At 53.8% G+C, this 21,869-nt stretch carries 24 protein-coding genes, 2 rRNA genes and 1 riboswitch (1 of these 27 running past the window's edge); of the genes, 21 read left to right on the plus strand and 5 right to left on the minus strand.

What is annotated here, in order from left to right; translation table 11 throughout:
- The 15 genes from ACZ5N7_RS16525 to purD form a co-directional block, all read left to right on the plus strand.
- A 23S ribosomal RNA gene (locus ACZ5N7_RS16525) occupies positions 1-596 on the plus strand; it begins 2,330 nt to the left of the window's first position.
- Positions 597-730: 134 nt separating this feature from the next.
- Positions 731-847 (plus strand): 5S ribosomal RNA (gene rrf / locus ACZ5N7_RS16530).
- Positions 848-927: 80 nt separating this feature from the next.
- Positions 928-1,464, plus strand: coding sequence for an MFS transporter (locus ACZ5N7_RS16535; RefSeq protein WP_464659315.1), 537 nt, complete (start codon positions 928-930; stop codon positions 1,462-1,464).
- Between the two features lie 264 nt (positions 1,465-1,728).
- Positions 1,729-1,830, plus strand: a riboswitch (purine riboswitch).
- A 228-nt stretch (positions 1,831-2,058) separates the two neighbouring features.
- Entirely contained in the window at positions 2,059-2,544 is a 486-nt protein-coding gene (purE, locus tag ACZ5N7_RS16540) for a 5-(carboxyamino)imidazole ribonucleotide mutase (RefSeq protein ID WP_464655714.1), read from the plus strand.
- 11 nt (positions 2,545-2,555) lie between these two features.
- Positions 2,556-3,758: a 5-(carboxyamino)imidazole ribonucleotide synthase gene (gene purK, locus ACZ5N7_RS16545; protein WP_464659317.1), complete on the plus strand. Its 1,203-nt coding sequence runs from the start codon at positions 2,556-2,558 to the stop codon at positions 3,756-3,758.
- A gap of 131 nt (positions 3,759-3,889) precedes the next feature.
- On the plus strand, positions 3,890-5,185 hold the full coding sequence (gene purB, locus ACZ5N7_RS16550; protein WP_464655716.1) for an adenylosuccinate lyase: 1,296 nt from the start codon (positions 3,890-3,892) through the stop codon (positions 5,183-5,185).
- 65 nt (positions 5,186-5,250) lie between these two features.
- A complete protein-coding gene (locus ACZ5N7_RS16555; protein ID WP_464655718.1) occupies positions 5,251-6,138 on the plus strand; it encodes a phosphoribosylaminoimidazolesuccinocarboxamide synthase in 888 nt (295 codons plus the stop codon).
- 69 nt (positions 6,139-6,207) lie between these two features.
- Positions 6,208-6,450 (plus strand): phosphoribosylformylglycinamidine synthase subunit PurS, encoded by a 243-nt coding sequence (gene purS / locus ACZ5N7_RS16560; protein ID WP_464655720.1) that lies wholly within the window; start codon positions 6,208-6,210, stop codon positions 6,448-6,450.
- 27 nt (positions 6,451-6,477) lie between these two features.
- Positions 6,478-7,173, plus strand: a complete 696-nt coding sequence (purQ, locus tag ACZ5N7_RS16565; RefSeq protein ID WP_464655722.1) for a phosphoribosylformylglycinamidine synthase subunit PurQ — start codon at positions 6,478-6,480, stop codon at positions 7,171-7,173.
- A complete protein-coding gene (gene purL, locus ACZ5N7_RS16570; RefSeq protein ID WP_464655724.1) occupies positions 7,151-9,394 on the plus strand; it encodes a phosphoribosylformylglycinamidine synthase subunit PurL in 2,244 nt (747 codons plus the stop codon). The genes purQ and purL overlap by 23 nt, the downstream gene beginning before the upstream one ends.
- A complete protein-coding gene (gene purF, locus ACZ5N7_RS16575; RefSeq protein ID WP_464655726.1) occupies positions 9,379-10,860 on the plus strand; it encodes an amidophosphoribosyltransferase in 1,482 nt (493 codons plus the stop codon). Before purL ends, purF begins: the two co-directional genes overlap by 16 nt.
- A gap of 86 nt (positions 10,861-10,946) precedes the next feature.
- On the plus strand, positions 10,947-11,987 hold the full coding sequence (gene purM / locus ACZ5N7_RS16580; protein WP_464655728.1) for a phosphoribosylformylglycinamidine cyclo-ligase: 1,041 nt from the start codon (positions 10,947-10,949) through the stop codon (positions 11,985-11,987).
- Positions 11,987-12,601, plus strand: coding sequence for a phosphoribosylglycinamide formyltransferase (gene purN, locus ACZ5N7_RS16585; RefSeq protein ID WP_464655730.1), 615 nt, complete (start codon positions 11,987-11,989; stop codon positions 12,599-12,601). The genes purM and purN overlap by 1 nt, the downstream gene beginning before the upstream one ends.
- A gap of 56 nt (positions 12,602-12,657) precedes the next feature.
- The gene (gene purH, locus ACZ5N7_RS16590; RefSeq protein ID WP_464655732.1) at positions 12,658-14,199 is read left to right on the plus strand and encodes a bifunctional phosphoribosylaminoimidazolecarboxamide formyltransferase/IMP cyclohydrolase; all 1,542 of its coding nucleotides are present in this window, start codon (positions 12,658-12,660) and stop codon (positions 14,197-14,199) included.
- A gap of 78 nt (positions 14,200-14,277) precedes the next feature.
- A complete protein-coding gene (purD, locus tag ACZ5N7_RS16595) occupies positions 14,278-15,540 on the plus strand; it encodes a phosphoribosylamine--glycine ligase (protein ID WP_464655734.1) in 1,263 nt (420 codons plus the stop codon).
- 101 nt (positions 15,541-15,641) lie between these two features.
- Here purD and ACZ5N7_RS16600 read toward each other — a convergent pair whose 3' ends face one another.
- Both ACZ5N7_RS16600 and ACZ5N7_RS16605 read right to left on the minus strand, forming a co-directional pair.
- Positions 15,642-15,794 carry a transposase gene (locus ACZ5N7_RS16600; RefSeq protein WP_464655736.1) on the minus strand — a complete coding sequence of 51 codons (153 nt, stop codon included), beginning with the start codon at positions 15,792-15,794 and terminating at the stop codon, positions 15,642-15,644.
- 89 nt (positions 15,795-15,883) lie between these two features.
- A complete protein-coding gene (locus tag ACZ5N7_RS16605) occupies positions 15,884-16,033 on the minus strand; it encodes a hypothetical protein (RefSeq protein WP_464655737.1) in 150 nt (49 codons plus the stop codon).
- 532 nt (positions 16,034-16,565) lie between these two features.
- Between ACZ5N7_RS16605 and ACZ5N7_RS16610 the strand changes: the two genes are divergently transcribed.
- Both ACZ5N7_RS16610 and ACZ5N7_RS16615 read left to right on the plus strand, forming a co-directional pair.
- The gene (locus ACZ5N7_RS16610; protein ID WP_464655739.1) at positions 16,566-17,093 is read left to right on the plus strand and encodes a hypothetical protein; all 528 of its coding nucleotides are present in this window, start codon (positions 16,566-16,568) and stop codon (positions 17,091-17,093) included.
- The gene (locus tag ACZ5N7_RS16615; RefSeq protein ID WP_464655740.1) at positions 17,090-17,392 is read left to right on the plus strand and encodes a DUF2653 family protein; all 303 of its coding nucleotides are present in this window, start codon (positions 17,090-17,092) and stop codon (positions 17,390-17,392) included. Before ACZ5N7_RS16610 ends, ACZ5N7_RS16615 begins: the two co-directional genes overlap by 4 nt.
- Positions 17,393-17,478: 86 nt before the next feature.
- Here the strand turns inward: ACZ5N7_RS16615 and ACZ5N7_RS16620 are convergent, their stop codons facing one another.
- Together ACZ5N7_RS16620 and ACZ5N7_RS16625 are read right to left on the minus strand one after the other, a co-directional pair.
- Positions 17,479-18,432, minus strand: coding sequence for a phosphotransferase (locus ACZ5N7_RS16620; protein WP_464655741.1), 954 nt, complete (start codon positions 18,430-18,432; stop codon positions 17,479-17,481).
- 90 nt (positions 18,433-18,522) lie between these two features.
- Positions 18,523-18,654 carry a hypothetical protein gene (locus ACZ5N7_RS16625; protein ID WP_464655742.1) on the minus strand — a complete coding sequence of 44 codons (132 nt, stop codon included), beginning with the start codon at positions 18,652-18,654 and terminating at the stop codon, positions 18,523-18,525.
- Positions 18,655-18,817: 163 nt separating this feature from the next.
- Here ACZ5N7_RS16625 and ACZ5N7_RS16630 point away from each other — a divergent pair, with 163 nt between their 5' ends.
- The 4 genes from ACZ5N7_RS16630 (at position 18,818) to ACZ5N7_RS16645 (ending at position 21,096) form a co-directional block, all read left to right on the plus strand.
- On the plus strand, positions 18,818-19,780 hold the full coding sequence (locus ACZ5N7_RS16630) for an ABC transporter ATP-binding protein (RefSeq protein ID WP_464655743.1): 963 nt from the start codon (positions 18,818-18,820) through the stop codon (positions 19,778-19,780).
- Positions 19,777-20,556, plus strand: a complete 780-nt coding sequence (locus tag ACZ5N7_RS16635; protein WP_464655744.1) for an ABC transporter permease — start codon at positions 19,777-19,779, stop codon at positions 20,554-20,556. Before ACZ5N7_RS16630 ends, ACZ5N7_RS16635 begins: the two co-directional genes overlap by 4 nt.
- A gap of 134 nt (positions 20,557-20,690) precedes the next feature.
- Positions 20,691-20,852, plus strand: coding sequence for a hypothetical protein (locus ACZ5N7_RS16640; RefSeq protein ID WP_464655745.1), 162 nt, complete (start codon positions 20,691-20,693; stop codon positions 20,850-20,852).
- Positions 20,853-20,934: 82 nt separating this feature from the next.
- Entirely contained in the window at positions 20,935-21,096 is a 162-nt protein-coding gene (locus tag ACZ5N7_RS16645) for a hypothetical protein (protein ID WP_464659381.1), read from the plus strand.
- Between the two features lie 147 nt (positions 21,097-21,243).
- Here the strand turns inward: ACZ5N7_RS16645 and ACZ5N7_RS16650 are convergent, their stop codons facing one another.
- Positions 21,244-21,822, minus strand: a complete 579-nt coding sequence (locus tag ACZ5N7_RS16650; RefSeq protein ID WP_464655746.1) for an aminotransferase — start codon at positions 21,820-21,822, stop codon at positions 21,244-21,246.
- Positions 21,823-21,869 lie beyond the last annotated feature (47 nt).

Here is a 21,869-nt window from a genome sequence, read left to right on the forward strand (position 1 = left end):
CAGAATGGTTGGAAATCATTCGAAGAGTGCAAAGGCAGAAGGGAGCTTGACTGCGAGACAAACAGGTCGAGCAGGGACGAAAGTCGGGCTTAGTGATCCGGTGGTACCGAATGGAAGGGCCATCGCTCAACGGATAAAAGCTACCCTGGGGATAACAGGCTTATCTCCCCCAAGAGTCCACATCGACGGGGAGGTTTGGCACCTCGATGTCGGCTCATCGCATCCTGGGGCTGAAGTAGGTCCCAAGGGTTGGGCTGTTCGCCCATTAAAGCGGTACGCGAGCTGGGTTCAGAACGTCGTGAGACAGTTCGGTCCCTATCTGTCGCGGGCGCAGGAAATTTGAGAGGAGCTGTCCTTAGTACGAGAGGACCGGGATGGACGTACCGCTGGTGTACCAGTTGTTCCGCCAGGAGCACCGCTGGGTAGCCAAGTACGGAAGGGATAAGCGCTGAAAGCATCTAAGCGTGAAGCCCCCCTCAAGATGAGATTTCCCAATTCAGTAAGACCCCTTGTAGACGACGAGGTAGATAGGTTCGGGGTGGAAGTGCAGCAATGCATGCAGCTGACGAATACTAATCGGTCGAGGGCTTAACCATAATACCCAAGAAAGTGAAGAGGAAGCTGACGAAGCGGAATCCGAATACTTTCTCGGGGCCCGAAAGAACAAACAAGCTTACGTTGAATTCGCTGCTAGTTTTCAGGGAATAAACACCCTGAATGAAATAAAACGTTTGGTGATCATGGCGAAGGGGAACCACGCGTACCCATACCGAACACGGCCGTTAAGCCCTTCAGCGCCGATGGTACTTGGACCGCAGGGTCCCGGGAGAGTAGGACATTGCCAAGCAACATGTAAAAAGAGTCCGCAGATGCGGGCTTTTTTTGCATTCGTTTCGGTGGTAACAACTCCGATAAACTGCGAGCTTTATTGCCGCGGGATTGGCGATAGGTTTAATTCAACCGATGGGATTGTTTGTAGTCCTGGAGCTTTTGCATCTGCCCAAAGAATATTTCCAATGGCTTATGGCAGCTAACGGGATTGGCATGATTGCAGGCGGAGGCCTCACCATGGGACTGTCAAAGAAAATTCCGCCGCTGGGAATGCTCGTTATCGGGATGGCCGTGAGCGCGGTAACTATAGCCGGTACGGGCCTATCCACCATTTTGTGGTTAACCCTTGCGCTGCAGTTGTTGAGCGGCTTTGTTATGCCGATGATTCAAATCGGTATCAACACGACGATCCTCAAAGATACGGAGCAGGAATTTGTGGGAAGAGTAAACGGGATTTTGAATCCATGTTTTATGGGAGCTATGGTGGTGACGATGTCGCTCGGAGTGCTGAAACAATCGTTTTCGTTGGTTTTGTTGTATGAAGCAGCTGCTTTGTTTTTTGTGGCCGGCGCGTTGGTCGTGATTCCCTTTATCCGTAAACGGGTGGAGGAAAAGCCGGTTCCCGGCAGTTAGAAAAGCGTCTGCGTACCAATTCCAGGGCGTACAGCGTGCAATGCAAGAGCAAAGCCCAGCCGGCTCCGGTGAGTCGGATGGGCTTTTTTGGTTGGAGGGCAGATCAAGTGCCCGTGTTTTGTGATCCAATCATAGTGTAAACGAGGTACTTGGCTGATCTATTGAATTAAAAACGAACTTTAATAAGTAATATTTTATAAAATGTTCGTCTTTTGTTGACATCTCCCAAGCAGGGCTGTTAAACTGTAGTTGTAAATGCAAATGAGAAAACATGTCGATTTGGCTCGTATATCGTCGGGAATATGGCCCGAAAGTCTCTACCCGAAAACCTTAAATTTTTGGACTACGAGTAAGGAATGAATCGGTTTAACACATCCCGCAGGGATGCTTTTTAATCGTGCCCGCCGATTCTTCCAAGCTCTGTAGTCCGTTAGATAAATCACTTTTGATTCTATCTTCGGGCTTTTTTTCTTGAGAATCAAATGCGACAGGTTCAGAAAATCTCCGAATCGGCATCGAACTGTGCGGGGAAATTTCCCGCTTCGGAAAGACTATGGAATGCACCGGACTTTTACAAGGGAGTGAGGTTATAACATGTCTGTCGAAGTAGGCGTCATTATGGGAAGCCAGTCCGATTGGGAAACGATGAAGCATGCGTGCGATATGTTGGAGGAGCTCGAAATTCCTTACGAGAAAAAGGTGGTATCCGCTCACAGGACTCCGGATTTAATGTTTGAATATGCGCAGACTGCGATAGACCGCGGGTTGAAGGTGATCATTGCCGGGGCGGGGGGCGCGGCGCATCTTCCGGGGATGGTCGCGGCAAAGACGGAGCTCCCGGTCATTGGCGTGCCGGTGAAGACTTCGACGCTGAACGGATTGGATTCGCTGCTGTCCATTGTGCAGATGCCCGGAGGCATTCCTGTCGCTACGGTCGCAATCGGCCATGCGGGAGCTGCGAATGCCGGGCTGCTTGCCGCGCAGATTTTGGCCGCTTTTGACCCCGAGCTGCAGCGTAAAATCAGGGAAAGGCGCGGCAGGATCCGCGATACTGTGATGGAAAAGAGTGATCTGGCTTGATGAACGGCGAAATGGCGGAGAACGGCAGCAGGAATGAAGTACAAGGTTCGGGTGGTCAGACCCACCGGACGATTCTGCCCGGCTCCACGATCGGTATTCTGGGCGGCGGGCAGTTGGGAAGAATGATGGCTTTGGCGGGACGGGCCATGGGTTACCGTTTTATTACTCTGGATCCTACAGAGCACGCGCCTTGCGGACAGGTGGCGGAAGAGCAGATTTTGGCTCCTTATGATGATGTAAAAGCGGCAAGGAAGCTGGCGAAGCTGTCCGACGTCATTACTTACGAATTCGAAAATGTGGATGCCGAGGTGACTTCGATCTTAATGAAGGAGGCCTACGTTCCCCAGGGAAGCGAGCTGCTGTACATCACCCAGCACCGCTTGCGGGAAAAAAGAGCCCTCGAAGCCGCGGGAGTGAAAGTGGCCCCCTATGTGCAAATTAAAAGTGAGCGGCAGTTGAAGGAAGCCTTGGCGGACTTTGGAACGCCCTGCGTGCTGAAAACCGCCACAGGAGGCTACGACGGGAAAGGCCAGTGGGTTATCCGTTCCATGGATGAAGCGGGCGAAGCTTATGAAACATTGAAGAAAGCCGGAACGGAGCTTGTTCTGGAGCAATTTATCCGTTTCCGGATGGAAATCTCGGTGATTGCCGCCCGTTCTGCCAGAGGAGAGGTCAAAGCATTTCCCGCTGCGGAAAATATCCATAAGGAAAACATCCTTCACCTCTCTATCGTGCCCGCGCGCATTGACGAAGAGCTGCGGAAGAAAGCGGAACAAGTGGCGGTACGGATTGCGGAAGCGCTTGAAGTAATTGGCCTCGTGGCTGTCGAAATGTTCGTAACGGAGGACGGGCAGCTGTACGTTAACGAGCTCGCACCCCGTCCGCACAACTCCGGCCATTATACGATGGAAGCTTGCCGGACTTCCCAGTTCGAGCAGCATGTCCGGGCGGTCTGCAACCTCCCTTTAGGCTCGACGCAGCTTATGTCTCCTGTAGTGATGGTGAATGTGCTGGGTGAGCATGTGAATCCGCTGCTCGAGTGGCTGGAGAGGCAAACCAGAGAGGACGCCGAGGTTTCCCCGAAGATCCATCTCTACGGCAAGCAAGAGGCCAAGGAGAAAAGAAAGATGGGCCATGTTAACCTTTTGACAGGGGAAGTGGAGAAAGCGTTCAGTTGGATTGAAAGAACCGGGATTTGGCGGGAGCAGGAGTAAGCCGGGCTGGCGACGGTGCTCGCGGAGAGAACAAGATTTGCAGCGATGCTTGCGGCGGAGTCACAGGCGCTGGAGCCTTGGCCGGAGGCGGAGCCTTTTATATAGGAGAACACATACAAGGAGGCTGACCGATGCTACCTAGATACAGCAGGCCGGAAATGGCGCGCATCTGGACGGAAGAGAATAAATTCAACGCTTGGCTGGAAGTGGAGATCTTATCCTGCGAGGCCTGGTCCGAATTGGGAGTCATTCCAAAGGAAGACGTGCAGGAGCTGAGAAAAAACGCCGGGTTCAGCATTGACCGGATTTACGAAATCGAGCAGGAAACCCGCCATGATGTGATCGCTTTTACAAGAGCGGTTTCGGAGACTTTGGGGGATGAGCGCAAATGGGTGCATTATGGCCTGACTTCCACGGATGTGGTGGACACGGCGCTCGGTTACCTGCTGAGACAGGCGAATGAGATCCTGGAACAGGACATTATTAACTTCATTGATATTTTAAAAGATAAAGCGATCCGCTACAAAGACACTCCGATGATGGGAAGAACGCACGGCGTACACGCGGAACCCACCACGTTCGGCCTGAAAATGGCGCTATGGCACGAGGAAATGAAACGCAACCTGGAGCGTTTCCGCTTCGCCGCGGACGGTGTTCAGTTCGGTAAAATCTCGGGCGCGGTAGGCACCTATGCGAACATCGATCCTTTTATCGAGGAATATGTGTGCAAAAAGCTCGGCACCAAGCCGGCTCCCATCTCGACGCAAACGCTCCAGCGCGACCGTCATGCCGAATATATGGCCACTCTGGCGCTGATAGCGACCTCGCTGGACAAGTTCGCCACGGAAATCCGCGCGCTGCAGAAAAGCGAGTTCCGCGAGGTGGAGGAACCGTTCGCCAAAGGCCAGAAAGGCTCCTCCGCGATGCCGCACAAACGCAACCCGATCGGCTGCGAAAGCATATCCGGCCTGTCCCGCGTCATCCGCGGCCATATGGTTTCCGCTTACGAGAACGTGACGCTGTGGCATGAAAGAGATATTTCCCACTCTTCAGTGGAAAGGATTATACTGCCGGACGCGACGACGCTGCTCAACTACATGCTGAACCGATTGGGCAATATCATCAAGAACCTAACTGTGTTCCCTGAGAACATGAAGCGCAACATGCAGAGCACCTACGGAGTTCCTTTCTCCGGCCGGGTCATGACGAAGCTGATCGACAAAGGCTTTTCCCGCGAGCAGGCATATGACACGGTACAGCCCAGGGCGATGCAGGCATGGGAGACGCAGCAGCCTTTTCGCGGCATCGTAGAGAACACCCCTGAGATTACGAGCGTACTTACTGCCGAAGAGATCGCGGATTGCTTTGATCCGAGCTGGCATCTGAAGCATGTGGATACGATCTTTAAGCGCCTGGAATTGATCTAAAGCGCTGCGTTCGTGCGGCTTATCATACGTATGTTAAGGATTGGACCTGAAACGGAGGGCGCAAGATGGCATCTAAGGCGATTTCAAGCGCAGTGGACTATGTAAAAGCCCCGCTGCTGTACAAAGGCAAGGTACGGGAGCTGTTCGACCTCGGCGAGCACTATTTGATCGCGGTGACGGACCGGATCTCGGCTTTTGACTATATTCTGAAGCCTGCCGTCCCGGATAAAGGAAACTGCTTGAATCTGATCAGCAAGTTCTGGTTTGAGAAAACGGCCCATTTTCAGCCGAACCATTTGGTGCACGCCGATGCGGCCAGGCTGGGTGACGTGATTACGGATGCCGAGTTGATGAAGGATCGGATTATGGTCACCAAGAAAGCGGAGCGGATTGATATCGAGTGCATCGTGCGCGGCTACATCACCGGAGGCGGCTGGAGGCAGTACCAGAAGACGGGTGGGATCAACGGGCGGAAGCTGCCTAAAGGGCTGCGCAAAAACCAGCGGCTGGAGCAGCCGATCTTCACTCCTTCGGCGAAGAATGATGTGGGCCACGATGAAGATATTTCGGTTGAAAGAATGCGCGAGCTTGCAGGCGCGGAGATTACGGACATTTTGCAGGAAAAAAGCATTCAGCTCTACAACTTCGCCCATGCTTACTGTGAGGAGCGCGGCATCATTCTGGCGGACACGAAGTTTGAATTCGGTATTGTGGACGGGGAGGTCATTCTCATCGACGAGCTTTTCACTCCTGACTCCTCGCGCTACTGGGCAAAAAAGAATTATGAGCTGGACACGGAAATCGACAGTATGGACAAAGAGCCGGTGAGGACCTATCTTTCAAATTCGGATTGGGACAAAAACAGCGAACCGGATGAGCTTCCCGCCCATGTTGTGGAGGAAACTTCCCGGAGATATAAAGAGATTTATAAATTTTTGGCGGAGCAGGCATAAGGGAAACGATTTCAACCAATGGTAGAATCAAAGGGAACAGGGTAAATATTTCGGAAGGGGACATTTTCCATGTTAAAAGCAACGGTTTACGTGACGATCAAGCAGAGCGTTCTGGACCCTCAAGGCAACGCCGTCCAAGGAGCGCTTCATTCTATGGGGTTTGCTGAAGTACAGAGCGTGCGTGTGGGAAAATACCTCGAAGTAGAGCTGGAGACGAACGACCGCAGCGAAGCGGAAAGCCGGCTGAAAGAAATGTGCGAAAAACTGCTGGCTAACACGGTTGTGGAAGATTATCGTTTTGAGATACAGTAAAATCCGAGATCAGGGAGGGTCAGTCCAATGAAATTTGCCGTACTCGTATTTCCGGGATCGAATTGCGATGTGGACTGTTATAAAGCGGTAGAAGATACGATCGGGCAAACGGCGGATTATGTGTGGCAGACGGAAACGGATCTTTCCAAGTATGACGCGATTCTTATACCGGGCGGCTTTTCGTACGGGGACTACCTTCGCTGCGGCGCGATTGCGCGTTTTGCCCCGGTGATGAATGCGGTAAAACAGGCTGCGGCCGACGGGAAGTACATCCTGGGGATTTGCAACGGATTCCAGATTCTGACCGAGGCGGGGCTGCTTCCCGGGGCTCTGCTTCGCAATAATTCTTTAAAATTCCGCTGTCATGCGGCGCTGCTTCAAGTGGAAAATAATTCGACACCTTTTACGAAGGACTATAAAAAGGGCGAGCTGATCAACATTCCGATCGCCCATGGCGAAGGCAACTATTACTGTGACGATACTACTCTGCGGGAGCTGAAAGCGAACGGTCAGATCGTATTCCGGTATAAGGCGGGTGCGAATCCGAACGGTTCGGTGGAAGATATCGCGGGGATTTGCAATAAAGAAGGCAACGTGGTCGGCATGATGCCCCATCCGGAGCGCGCGGTCAATGAGCTGCTCGGCTCCGTCGACGGAAAGCGGATGTTCACATCCATCTTGAACACCTGGAGGGAAAGACATGGAGCAGCAGCTATCAACTAAGGAACCGAACGCTAAGCAGATTGCGGAACAGCAGCTATACAAGCAGATGGGCGTGTCGGATGCCGAGTACGATCTGATCTGCGGTTTTCTGGGCCGGCAGCCGAACTATGTGGAAATTGGCGTGTTCAGCGTGATGTGGTCCGAGCACTGCTCGTACAAAAACTCCAAGCCGGTGCTTCGCAAATTCCCGACTACCGGCTCCCGCGTACTGATGGGACCCGGCGAAGGCGCGGGCATCGTCGATATCGGAGACAACCAGGCGGTCGTGTTCAAGATCGAAAGCCACAACCACCCGTCTGCAGTCGAGCCTTATCAAGGGGCGGCGACCGGGGTGGGCGGGATTATCCGGGATATTTTCTCAATGGGCGCGCGGCCTGTCGCCCTGCTGAACTCTTTGCGTTTCGGCAGGCTGCAGAGCGACCGCGTCAAATATTTGTTCGAGCATGTGGTCAGCGGGATCGCCGGATACGGCAATTGTATCGGGATTCCTACGGTGGGCGGGGAGGTTACGTTCGATGAGAGCTACGAGGGGAACCCGCTTGTAAACGCGATGTGCGTCGGCCTGATCGACCACGACAAGATCCAGCGCGGGGTGGCCAAGGGCGTGGGCAACCCGGTGTTTTACGTCGGACCGGCAACGGGCCGCGACGGAATCCACGGCGCAACGTTTGCGTCCGAGGAGTTGACGGAGGAGACAGAGGGAAGGCGTTCGGCGGTACAGGTCGGCGATCCGTTCATGGAGAAGCTGGTCATGGAAGCTTGCCTGGATCTGATCAACTCCGGCATCGTGCTCGGTATTCAAGATATGGGCGCGGCCGGTTTGACCAGTTCTTCCTCCGAAATGGCGAGCAAAGCGGGCAACGGAATGGAGCTGTACCTGGATGAGGTGCCCCAGCGGGAAACGGGAATGACCGCCTACGAAATGATGCTGTCCGAATCGCAGGAGCGCATGCTGTTCGTGGTCGAGCCGAAGGACGAGGCCCAGGCGAGAGCGATCTTCGCCCGCTGGGGGCTGGAGTGTTATAAGGTAGGCAAAGTTACCGACGACGGCCGTCTGAAGCTGTTCCATAACGGCGAAGTGGTCGGCGATATGCCGGTGACGGCGCTGGTGGACGAGTGCCCGATTTACAACAAGCCGTCTAAAGTGCCTGCTTATTATGAGCAGGGAGCGAAGATTGATACGCTTCGTTATCCGGAAGTGACGGATTTGAATGACGCTTTGGAAAAGGTTCTGGCTTCCCCTACGGTGGCCAGCAAAGAATGGGTTTATAACCAGTACGATTACATGGTCCGCACGGAAACGGCGGTTCAGCCGGGATCGGATGCCGCTGTGGTGACGATTCGCGGCACCCGCAAGGCGCTCGCGATGACAACGGACTGCAACAGCAAGTTCGTTTACCTGGACCCTGAAGTCGGGGGCAGGATCGCGGTGAGCGAAGCGGCCCGCAACATTGTGTGCTCCGGCGCGGAGCCGCTGGCGATTACGGATAACCTGAACTTCGGTAATCCGGAGAAGCCGGACATTTTCTGGCAGCTGGAGACCTCTGTAGACGGTATGGCGGAAGCCTGCCGGGTGCTGGGTACGCCGGTGATCGGCGGCAACGTCAGTTTGTACAATGAGAATGCCAAAGGTGCGATTTATCCTACGCCGGTGGTCGGGATGGTCGGCCTGGTGCATGATGTGGGCCATATTACGACTCAAGGGTTCAAAAAGGCAGGCGATGTGATCGTCCTGCTTGGCGAAACGAAGGCAGAGCTGGGCGGCAGCGAGTTTCAAAAGGTTATCCATGGCGTGACGGAGGGCCGTCCTCCGATACTGGACCTGGCAGCGGAGAAGAAGCTGCTGGATATGGTGCTGCACGGGATTCAGCAGGGGCTTGTCGCTTCCGCGCATGACTTGTCCGAAGGCGGACTGGCTGCAGCGGTTGCGGAAAGCTGCATCAGCGGCGGCATTGGGGCGCGTGTGAGCTTTGAATGCGGGGTGAGGGCCGATCATGCGCTGTTCAGCGAAAGCCAGTCCCGCATCCTGCTCAGCGTATCGCCTGATCGGCTGGATGCGTTGAAGCAGCTTGCCGGGGCCCGGGGTGTCCCTTATCAAGTGCTCGGCGAAGTGGAAGGAAACGAACTGCGGATCGACGTGAACGCCAAGCCTGCCATCCAGCTATCTGTGCGGCAACTCGAGAAGGTTTGGAAGGATGCGATTCCATGTCTAATGAAGTAAAGTCAGAGAGTAAGCTATGGACAGGACGTTTCTATAACGAAGGCAATAACAGCCATGACGGCATTATGGATAAACTGCAGGAAGAGTGCGGAGTATTCGGGGTGTACGGTCATCCGGATGCGTCCTCCCTCTGTTACTACGGCCTGCATGCGCTGCAGCACCGCGGGCAGGAGAGCGCGGGCATATGTACGGCGGATGCGGAGTATTTTGATTATCACCGCGGCATGGGGCTGGTGAAGGAAGTGTTCAACAACGACAACCTTTCGTCCTTGCGCGGCAGTACCGCAATCTCCCATGTGCGCTATTCCACCGCCGGAGAGAGCAAGCTGGCTAACGCCCAGCCGCTCATCTTCAAGTACCGGGAAGGCGATCTGGCGATTGCAACGAACGGGAACCTGGTGAACGCGCCCGCTATCAGGCGCCGTCTGGAAAAGATGGGCTCGATCTTCCAGACTACAAGCGATACGGAAGTGCTGGCTCACCTGATCGCCCGCTCGGAGCACGACGATATTGTCGAAGCGGTGAAGGACGCGCTGGGTCAAATCGTCGGAGGTTTTGCGTTCTTGATCCTGACGAACGATAAGCTGATTGCGGCGCTGGACCCGAACGGGCTGCGCCCGTTTGTGATGGGCAGGCTGGGCGACGCCTATCTGTTCGCTTCCGAGTCGTGCGCGTTCGACGCGGTGGGAGGCGAGTACGTCCGCGACGTGGCACCGGGCGAGCTGCTTGTGCTTGACGCGAACGGGCTGAAGGAAGACCGGTTCGCAGAGAAGCGCCAGAACTCGATCTGCGCGATGGAGTTTATTTACTTCGCGCGGCCGGACAGCGACATCGACACGATCAACGTCCACTCCGCGCGCAAGCGGATGGGGATGCAGCTGGCGAAGGAAGCGTTCGTGGACGCGGATCTGGTGACCGGCGTGCCGGATTCGAGCATATCGGCCGCCATCGGTTTTGCCGAGCAGACCGGGATCCCTTACGAGCTTGGGCTGATCAAGAACCGCTACACCGGGCGCACCTTCATCCTGCCGAACCAGGAGCTGCGCGAACAGGGCGTCAAAATGAAGCTCAGCGCGGTGCGCAAGGTCGTGGAAGGCAAGCGCGTCGTCATGATCGACGACTCGATCGTGCGCGGCACGACTTCCCTGCGGATCGTAAATTTGCTGCGGGAAGCGGGAGCGACGGAAGTGCATGTACGCATCTCCTCGCCGCCGTTCCAGAATCCTTGCTTCTACGGCATCGATACGCCGGACCGCAAGGAACTGATCGCCGCGCAGAAGTCGGTTGAAGAGATCCGCCAGGCGATCAATGCGGACAGCCTTCATTTTCTGACCAAGGAAGGGCTGCTGGAAGCGATTGGCAGAACCTCTGTGGAATTTAACCGCGGGCACTGTATGGGATGTTTCGACAACCGGTATCCGACGGAGATCGGGGAAGACGCCAAGATCGGCTGCGGCTGCGATTGATTGGGCCGGCCCTTCGGCCCTGCGGGCCTGCCGACCGCGACGACGATCGGATGAAATAAAAAGTAAAGACAAGGGAGCTGGATAGCGTGTCTGATGCATACAAACAGGCTGGAGTCGATATTGCTGCGGGCAACGAAGCGGTAGAGCGGATGAAGAAGCACGTCAAGAAAACGTTCCGCCCGGAAGTGATGACCGAATTAGGCGGATTCGGCGCTTTGTTCGGCCTGAACAAGGATAAGTACGAGGAGCCGATTCTCGTGTCGGGCACCGATGGCGTGGGGACGAAGCTGAAGCTGGCTTTTGCCATGGATAAGCATGATACGATCGGGATCGACGCGGTGGCGATGTGCGTCAACGATGTGGTCGTGCAGGGAGCGGAGCCTTTATTCTTCCTGGACTATCTGGCGTGCGACAAGGTTATTCCAGAGAAGATCGAGGGCATCGTCAAAGGCATCGCGGACGGCTGTCTGCAAGCGGGCTGTTCACTGATCGGCGGGGAAACGGCGGAAATGCCGGGCATGTACTCAGAAGGTGAGTATGACATTGCAGGCTTCACCGTAGGCATTGTAGACCGCAAAAAGATGATCGACAGCTCCGTCATCCGCCCCGGCGACGCGGTGCTCGGACTCGCGTCCAGCGGCGTGCACAGCAACGGCTTCTCTCTCGTGCGCAAGCTGCTGCTCGAAACGAAAGGCTACAGTCTCCAGCAGGAAATCGATGAACTCGGCGGCAAGCTGGGCGATGTTCTGCTGGAGCCGACCCGCATCTATGTGAAGCAGGTGCTGGCGATGATGGAAAAAGTGAAGCTCAAGGGCTTGGTGCATATTACAGGCGGAGGCTTTATCGAAAATATTCCGCGCGTCCTTCCGGACGGCGTGAATGTGGACATCGAGTACGGTTCGTGGCCGATCCTCCCGGTGTTTAAGCTCCTGCAGGAAGCGGGCGGCATCTCCAATAACGATATGTTCCGCACGTTCAATATGGGTATAGGGATGGTCGTTATCGTGGCGGAGGAGCAGGCGGAAGAAGCTGCAGCGATTGCCGAGAAGCTGGGCGAGAAGGTCTACCGCATAGGCAGCGTTACGGAAGGCAGCCGTGCTGTAACCTTTACGGGAGCTGACGTGTAATGCAGCCGTTCCGTATCGCAGTGTTCGCGTCAGGCAGCGGCTCCAACTTCCAGGCGATCGTGGACGCCGCCGCGGCGGGACGGCTCGATGCGAGCATCGAGCTGCTGGTTTGCGACCGGCCGCAGGCCAAGGTCGTTGAGCGGGCCGAGAAGGCGGGGATTCCCGCCTTTGTTTTTCGGCCGAAGAATTACGCATCGCGCGAGCAGTACGAAGAGATCATCCTGGATCGGCTGCGGGAGCTGAAGATCGATCTGGTTGTCATGGCGGGCTATATGCGTATTATCACTTCCACGCTCGTGGAGCCTTTTTACGGCAAGCTCATCAATATCCATCCGTCGCTTCTGCCGGCTTTTCCGGGGATTCGGGCGATAGAGCAAGCTTGGGAGTATGGAGTGAAGCTGACGGGGGTTACCGTTCATTATGTCGACGGCGGTCTGGACAGCGGGCCGATCATTGCGCAGCGCAGCTTCGAGATCTTTGAGAGGGATAATCTGGAGGATCTGGAACATCGTGTTCATCGTGTGGAGCACGAGCTGCTGCCGCAGGTAATCCAATGGATTCGTGAAGGCAGGGTACTTTTGGACGGACGGGTTGTAAGGGTCAGGGATGAGTAATCGCGCATTAATATTTTAGAATACAAATTACTTTGAAAAACGCAGGGGGTAGAACCGTGGCCATCAAAAGGGCATTGATCAGTGTATCGGATAAAAACGGATTGGTGGATTTTGCGCGCGGCTTGGCTGAGCAGGGGGTTGAGCTGATTTCCACAGGAGGAACCAAAACTTTGCTGGAGAAAAACGGCGTTCCTGTGATGGGTATCTCGGAAGTGACCGGGTTTCCCGAAATTATGGACGGACGGGTCAAAACCCTGCATCCCGCGGTGCACAGCGGCTTGTTGGCGGTTCGCGACAATGAGGAGCATCAGCGGCAGATGAAGGAGCTTGGGCTAGATTACATCGACCTTGTGGTGGTGAATCTGTATCCTTTTGCCCAGACGATTGTGAAGCCTGACGTTTCCTACGAGGAAGCCATCGAAAATATCGATATCGGCGGCCCGACGATGCTCCGTTCTGCGGCGAAGAACCACGCTTTCGTGACGGTGGTGGTCGATTCCGCGGATTACGCGGGCGTTCTGAAAGAAGTGAAGGCAAGCGGAGACACGGTCCTGGAGACCCGCAGACGCCTTGCGGCCAAAGTATTCCGCCACACTGCGGCTTACGACGCGCTGATCTCCGACTATTTGACGAAGCAGGTCGGCGAGCGGTGGCCTGAAAGCTACACGGTAACTTACGAAAAGGTGCAAGACCTGCGCTACGGGGAAAATCCCCATCAGAAGGCCGCATTCTACCGCAAGCCTTTGGCGGGAGCCGGCAGCATCCCTACAGCGGAGCAGCTGCACGGAAAAGAGCTTTCCTACAACAACATCAATGACGCCAACACGGCCCTGCAAATTGTAAAAGAGTTCAACGAACCGGCTGTCGTGGCCGTTAAGCATATGAATCCATGCGGAGTAGGGATCGGGACGACGATTCTTGAAGCCTGCCAAAAAGCGTACAATGCGGATCCGGTGTCGATCTTTGGAGGCATCATTGCGGCTAACCGTACGGTGGACAAGGAGACAGCGATCCTGCTCAACGAAATCTTCCTTGAGATTGTGCTGGCCCCGGATTTTACGGAGGAAGCAAAAGAGATTCTGACCAGGAAAAAGAATATCCGGCTGTTGAAAGTGGCTGTGTCAGGCGGGGCCAAGACAGCGCAGCCCGTGCTGACCACCGTCGAAGGCGGTGCACTGGTACAGGAAAGCGATGTTTACTCGCTCACGGAAGCGGATTTGAAGGTAGTAAGCGAACGCCGGCCGACGGAAGAGGAGTTGAAGCAGCTGCTTTTTGCGTGGAAGGTCGTTAAGCATGTGAAGTCGAACGCCATTTTGCTGGCCGCAGACGATATGACCGTAGGAGTCGGAGCGGGGCAGATGAACCGCGTAGGCGCGGCTAAAATAGCCATCGAGCAGGCGGGGGACAAGGCGAAAGGCGCGGTGCTGGCGTCAGACGCATTTTTCCCGATGGGCGATACTTTGGAGCTGGCAGCCAAAGCTGGAATTACCGCGGTGATTCAACCTGGCGGCTCCATCAAGGATGAAGAATCGATCAAAGCGGCTGACGAGAACGGGATTGCAATGATTATGACGGGCGTGCGGCATTTTAAACACTAAGATACTGCTTAACAGAGCCTCGTGCGTGCAGTTCCCCGTGTAATTGGAAAAGGTGAAGTTTCGTTTAGGAGGGTATCCATGCGTATTCTGGTTATTGGCCGTGGAGGCAGGGAACATGCGATCATCTGGGCATTGAAAAAGAGCCCCAAAGCAGCGGAAATTTTCTGCGCGCCCGGCAACGGGGGAATCGCGCAGCTCGCGCAATGTGTACCGATTGAGGAAAAGCAGTTCGAAGAGCTGGCGCGTTTTGCAAAATCGAAAGTAATTGATTTGGTGGTTGTTGGCCCGGATGACCCTCTTTCGGAGGGGATTGTCGACCATTTGGAGGGCCACGGCTTGAACGTGTTCGGCCCGCGTGCGAATGCGGCAATCATAGAGGGCAGCAAAGTATTTACAAAGGACCTGCTGAGAAAATACAGTATCCCGACCGCAGCCTACGAGTCTTTCAGTGAATATGAGCCGGCACTCGCTTACTTGCACCGGCAGCAGGTTCCTGTCGTCGTGAAGGCGGACGGGCTTGCCGCAGGCAAAGGCGTCGTTGTAGCCCGCACTATGGAAGAGGCGGAGAAGGCGCTGCGCGGCATCATGGTGGATAAAGTTTTCGGAGATTCCGGCGACCGGGTTGTCATCGAGGAATTCCTTCAGGGCCAGGAGATGTCGATTTTGTCGTTCGTAGACGGCAATACTGTCCGCCCCATGGTGCCGGCGCAGGACCATAAGCCGGTGTTCGACAACGACGAAGGCCCGAACACAGGCGGCATGGGCACCTACTCTCCGGTGCCTCACATACCGCAGGCTGTCGTGGATGAAGCGATTGAGACTATCATCAAGCCAACCGCGGAAGCCATGGTGAAGGAAGGCCGTCCCTTCAAGGGCGTGTTGTTCGCCGGTTTGATGATTACGGCACAGGGACCGAAAACGATTGAGTTTAACGCCCGTTTCGGCGATCCGGAAACTCAAGTGGTGCTGCCGCGGCTGCAATCGGACCTGCTGGACATTTTTTTGTCGGTAGTACACGGGGGTCTGGATCAGGTGGATATCGAATGGAGCGAGCAAGCAGCGGTATGCGTTATCGCCGCTTCCGGCGGCTACCCGGGCTCCTATGCCAAGGGGCTGCCGATTGAGGGCCTGGACGCTGTCCGGCGCTCAACCGTGTTCCATGCCGGTACGGCTATGTCCCCCGACGGCCGGATTGTAACGAACGGCGGCCGCGTGATCGGTGTCACCGCCCTCGGCAAGGACATTGCCGAAGCGCGAGCTAAAGCGTACGAAGATATTGAGCGCATCCGCTTTGAGGGCAAGCATTATCGTACGGATATAGCGAAGAAAGCTTTGGTGTAAGTGAGCAGTTCAGCTAACGGAATTTTCTTCCGTTATTCTCAAATTTGACTCGCGCCAATAAATATACGGTTCGGCCCCTTAATTCTGGAGAGTTAGTGGTACTATCCTTTGCGTCGCTGGGGTTGGAGGATGCCAAGTTCCTTACACAGACGGTAGGCTTTCTTATCGTTTATGATCAGATCATGCTCTCTGCGCAGACATTCTGCCAACAAACGGTATCCGTAAATATGTTCCTCACCCGACACCAACTCCATCAGCCAGTCTTTGACTTGCGCGTCGCTTATGATCCGACCCGCTCGGGTCAGGGAGTGCGCGCTTACAGGACGTCCGCGGCGGCTTTCCGCTAGAGACTTCGACGGGCGGGAGGGATGGATTCGGGCATAGTAAGTGGAGGAGGCCACACCGCCAAACGCAGTACCATGACTACTGGATGTCCCTGCTCGATGAACACTTTGTACCATACTTCTTCGAATACTTTATTTCGCTTCATCATGTAGATCGCCTCCCTATGAAAAGTGTACCTTATTTCCCTTGGTATTCTCCAATCCAATTAGGGGGCTTAAGAGCTATGGCTGCGAGTATTGGCCTGGTTGCTCTTAAGCCCCGCAGGGGCGGAAGTCGGAAATCGTTATAGCCTATATCCTCTATAGTATCCCATAGAGCAATTTGCTCAGGCACATTCTCTTGCTGTTTCCCCATCTTCTCCTGGATCTCAATGAACTCTATAAAAATGTGTCCGCTTTTATTCACTACGATAGCCGTTGCGCCACGTCCCTTTAACCATTTTATGGGATTATAGCAGATGCTTTGAACCACACCTCATTCCAAAACACCTCATTCCAAAACACCTCATTCCAAAACTCAAGGCTCATTTGAATTCAGCGCCGGCTGCAGGCTAAAAACATGGAAGCTGCTTTGCATTTTGCTTCATTTTTGGAGAACGGGGTTAAAGGGACTGTACAGAAGGAATTCTCTCGAAAGCTGTGCCGCAAGCGTCAATCTCTAATTCGGAACGGAGGGAAATCATGAAAAAATTCGTACTTTCACTTGTCATGGCCCTGTGCGTATCCTTGAATATGACCACGGTTTTTGCTAATCAAACATCGCTGCAAAACACGCCGGTTCAAAACCCAGAACTGCAGGCCCAAGCACAGAGCTCCCAGGAAACAGCAGCATATTCCTCAGGTAAAGGGAGCTACAAAGCACCAAGCGGAAGCACCACAGATGGAAATCGGACGGGACCGGCTCCCGGATATAGAACAGGTCCAAGAGCTCCTTCCACGGACGTAACCCGTCCACGATACCCGTCAGTGAATCAGCCTGTACCGCAGCCTGCACCGAAGCATGGATGGGGAAGCTTTTTCGGAGGAATGGCGGCCGGAGCGTTTCTCGGGCATATTTTACATCCTTTTGGCGGAATGGGCTATGGCACCGGTTATACTGACGGGTACGCCGGGTCAGGCGGATTTTCAATTCTAGGTCTTATTTTCTGGGGAGTCATCCTGTTTATTGCCTATAAATTATTCCGCAGATTCTGGGGGGGAAATAAATGAAAATTTTATTTAATGAACAAGACCTTACAAATGCAGTATGTGTTTTTGCTTCCCAGCGGTATAACGAGAACATGCACGATCTGCAGGGGGAACTGTTTTTTGAAGAAGGCAGGGGAATTTGGGCGGAAGTGAGCGGTCGGAACGGACGAAAAATACAGCTGTCGGAACAGGACATCATCGACGGTGCGGCTATTTACCTTGACCAGTATCATAATTTTGACCCGGGCACGCTGTCAATCGAGCTGCTGTTTGAAGAGAAACAAGGGATCTCCGCTGTCATTGAAGCTCGTTTGAGCTAAAACTATAGCATGCTTTTAATCGACGCTACCTTTATTTCCAGATACATCCTGGAAATATTCACCAACTAAAAAGCAAGTAGAAAGCTTTAATATCCCAGCAGATTCCGCAGAATAGCTGAAGCTTCTTCTCTCTGCAGGAGAAGAGAGTCCCTCTCAAAGCGGCCGTGCCGCAGATCGCCGTCGATTAACAGTAGAATCCAAGCGGTATAGATCGCGGAAAAAATATGATAATCCCTTTCAAAGTCACCATCTACGGGCCGGTTCAGTTTTTTGCGTTCGTCTATATACGCGGTTAAAATCCTGCAGCGGGCATCGATATCGAGAACCTTCCTGCGGTAAACCGGACTGGTGATGTCGATCAAATTAAACAAGTCCCAGAATACGCTGTTCCTCTGGATGTATTCCCAATCAAATACGATAAGCTGCTGTTCTTTGAATGAAATATTTAAAGGATTTAGGTCCCCGTGACAGATTACGTTTTGTCCAGCGATGCGGTCAGGGTCTTCTTGCAGCATGCCATTAAGGAGCCGGTCTATAAGATGAGTGTCCAGATGCAAATCCAGAAGTACAGACCTCAGCTCACTTTGCCGTGATGCCAGCTCCAGATGGACAGGCTGTAATTTGGGGGTGTGCCCCTCATATAGATCCGGCACTAATGCTGCGGGCAATAAATGCCACTGGGGCATCAAAGAAGCGACCCGACACAGGAAATCGGCTTCAAACGAATGGGTCAGATTGCCTAAATCCTCGAACAGCAGCCAATAGGACTCAGGATCTGTAGTATTGGAAACGCTTAACAGTTCAGGGAACCTAAGCGTCGACAGCCGCGCCAAAATCGACTCATACACCCACGCTTCTCTTCCTATATTTTCGTAATTAGTCAAATATTTGACGATCGCTATTTCCGGTTTTCCGTTTCTAAGAATGGAGATTCTTTCCACGGGTTTCCCGTTTCGGCCCAGATAGAGGGTTTCCGGATCACACGCCATTTTTTCTATAATCTCTCCCGATCTGGATATGCCAAAAGGTTCATACAGCACCGCCCCGATCCTCCCATCTCATTGCAACCGCATTCAACTTTGATGATAAAAAGTTTACCACACAGTATGCAAGAGTGGAAGGCAGCCACATCAAGGCTCATCGTTATTTTTCAGCAGAAGGGTCCGCCTTCTTTCATATACCTTATAAATCGCATAGCCGATTCCCGCAACCAGAACGACCGGCAACCAGTAATGTTCAATTAATCGCATTAAGGAATTCATTGGGGTTCCTCCCGCCTTTGTCCAGCCGTTTTTTTACAGCTAGTCTTTCTCAATCCGGACAAAAATATGCTTCCTCACCACAGGTGTGCCCATGCATGGACAATAGTATCAATTCCCGCCATAATGGTAAGGATAGGTAATATTTCAGCAAGGAGGGCTCTGGATGGCAAAACCGCAAGAATCCGTTGTCGAGCTGCATAACGTATCCAAAACGATCGGCGGCAGGCCCATCATCCGAAACCTGAGTTTCTCGGTGAACCGGGGGGAAGTGTACGGGTTTCTCGGCCCGAACGGCTCCGGCAAAACGACGACGATCCGCATGATGGTAGGCCTGATCTCCATTACGAACGGCGACATATACATAGAAGGCCACAATATCAAAACGGAGCGGTCGGAAGCGATGGCGCATGTGGGAGCCATTGTGGAGAATCCCGAGCTGTACGGATATATGTCGGGGATGAAGAATTTGATTCATTTTGCCCGGATGAGTTCGGAGCCGATCTCTAAAGCGCGCATGGATGAAATCGTAGAGCTGGTCGACCTGACCGATGCGATCCGCGATAAAGTAAAAACCTACTCGCTGGGCATGAGACAGAGGCTGGGCATCGCTCAAGCGCTGCTTCACAAGCCTTCGATTCTCATACTGGACGAGCCTACGAACGGCCTGGATCCCGCGGGAATCCGCAAGCTGAGGGACCATCTCCGCTATCTCGCCAAAAAAGAAAACATCGCTGTGGTCGTATCGAGCCATCTTTTGTCAGAGGTGGAGTTGATGTGCGACCGGGTGCTGATTATCCAGAACGGGCAGCTCGTCGATGAGATCTCGATTACGGGGCCGGCTCCGACTACATTGGCTCGTCCTGTGGAATTTGAGGTGGACGACAGCAAGCGTGCGCTTCAGCTCCTGAAAGAACGGGATGCCTCCGGCGAAGACGTTCCCTCATTCGAGGCTATGCAGCCGGCTGCGGAAGGCGACATGCTTGTCGTTTCGCTGGAAAAAGAACAGATTCCCGCTGTGCTGCGGGTGCTTTTGACTGACGGCGTACTGGTATTCGGAGTGCACAGCCGCACGCAATCGCTGGAAGATACTTTCCTCGAACTGACCAAAGGGGAGGCGCCGTTATGAAATTCATCCAGCTGGTCCGGAACGAATTGATGAAAATGAACAGCAAAAAGCGGAGCACTCGGTTCTTCCTCTTTTTGTTCATCGTTGCTTTGGCTATCGCCATCGCCATTAAAGTATGGTATCCGTCCGTGGCGGCCGAACTGAACTATGCCAAATACCCGCAGCTTATCTTTATGGGGTTAAGTATCTTTATTACGATGTTCTCCATCATTATCGGCGCGCAGACCGTTACGGACGAATACAAGGAAGGCACGATCAAGCAGCTGCTGATCCGCCCTCCGTCAAGAACGACGGTGCTTTTGTCCAAATATGCGGCCTGCGTAATTATGACGGCTGCTGCGTTTGCGGTGCTGCTGGTGTCCGCGTCGCTGATCGGTGCGGCCCTCTTCGGGACGTCGGACAAAGACGGCTTTACGTTCGGTACGACGCTAAAATATTACTTGTACGACATTCCGCCTGCGCTGTTCTATATGACCTTGGCCTTTTTCATGGCGACGGTGTTCAAAAGCTCTCCGCTTGCCATCATCACAGCCGTTATCGCGAATTTTATCGGCAGCACATTGATGCTGTTCATCAGCAGATACAGATGGTCGCAGTTCGTTATTTTTGCCAATACCAACCTGCAGATGTACGACCCGAATCCGCTCATTAACCGAGGCCAAATGCCGCTGTACGAAGGGATGACGCTCGGCTTCTCGCTGGCTGTCATAGTGCTGTATATTTTGCTGCTTATGACGGCGGCTTCACTCGTTTTTCAGAACCGGGATGTGACATAGAGGGTTTGCGGCAAGGGCTTCGCCATCAGGCGGGCTTTTTTGCTCTCCGGAAAGCGGGATGTCTGATATGCGCCGAGTCGGGACCCTTAGGTTGTACATAACATGTAATAGCTGCTGAGAAGGGGGTCAACAAGGTGTTCCGAACCTACGTGAAAACATATAAGCACCGCATTGGCAAAAACCATTACCTGGTCATCAAGATCTTTCAATCCGCTGTCGCCAGGACAAAGCTCGGCAACGCTCTCGCCAGCAATGCCGTCAATGTAAAAATTCTGAGCAAAAACAAAAAGCGTTGAATCCCGTCCCGGCGCACGTTGCGGTGCTGTAGGGCGGCTGCTCAGACGCCGTACGTAAGCTCCCATAAAAGGGGAGGTGAAAATGATGTCTAAAACAAAGAAGCATACCCATAAGACACGCGGCAAAAATACGGTCATTGTCAGGCAATCCACCAGCGCCAGCACCGGCCAGGGAGGGAATGCCTTTGCCATCAATGCGTCCGATGTGGGCGTTGTAAGGACGGATATCGCGCCAAAGTCATAAATTAGAGTGGACAGAAGTAATACAACAGCCCGCCCCCTTGAGAGGCCGGCTGTTTTTGTTGGATCCCCATATGCGAAACGATCACCGTGGATTAGAACGTACATATGCGACATAGTTTCCGTGGCTAAATTGGGGACGTGCGCAATATTATCTTTTCGTCTTGCGCCTTCTGCTTGCTGTAGAGCCGGCACGGGTTTTCTTTCTGCGTTTTCGGGGAACAAAATCTCTCGAGAGGGCGTCGTCTTTGGTGCCGGTTGTTTTGGTTGTTGCGCCTTTTTTGAAGAACAGCTTGAACAAGGGCGCCATCTGCTGAACATTGCCAAAGATTTTCTGCACCTTGGTCATGGTGGAAAGTATCCCGTCAATGCCGCCCATCCGGTCGACGAATCCTTTGATCTGCTCGAAATTGATGCCGGATGCCGCCGAAGAAGCGCCGCCTGCCGCACCGCCTGCTGCACCGCCAAAAGGAAAGCCGCCCCCTCCAACTTGAGGCAGGCCTTGAGCTCCGCCGAGACTCTGGCCGCCGCCAAAGAAGCCGCCTCCTTGCACGGGTGCGCCGCCGCCAAAAAATCCACCACCTTGTGGAGCTCCGCCTCCGCCGAAGAATCCCGCTCCTGGAGCCCCCCCTCCCGGAGCCCCCCCTCCCGGGAAACCTCCGCCGCCTGCCTGTGGTCCTGAAAAGAAACTGCGCGTAGTTACTTCTTGGTCGTAAGGGTTATATGTCATGGTTTCTCATTCCTTTGCCGTTTTACTACAGCCTATGTGATGGGCAA

The organism is Paenibacillus sp. JCM 18996, assembly GCF_055392555.1.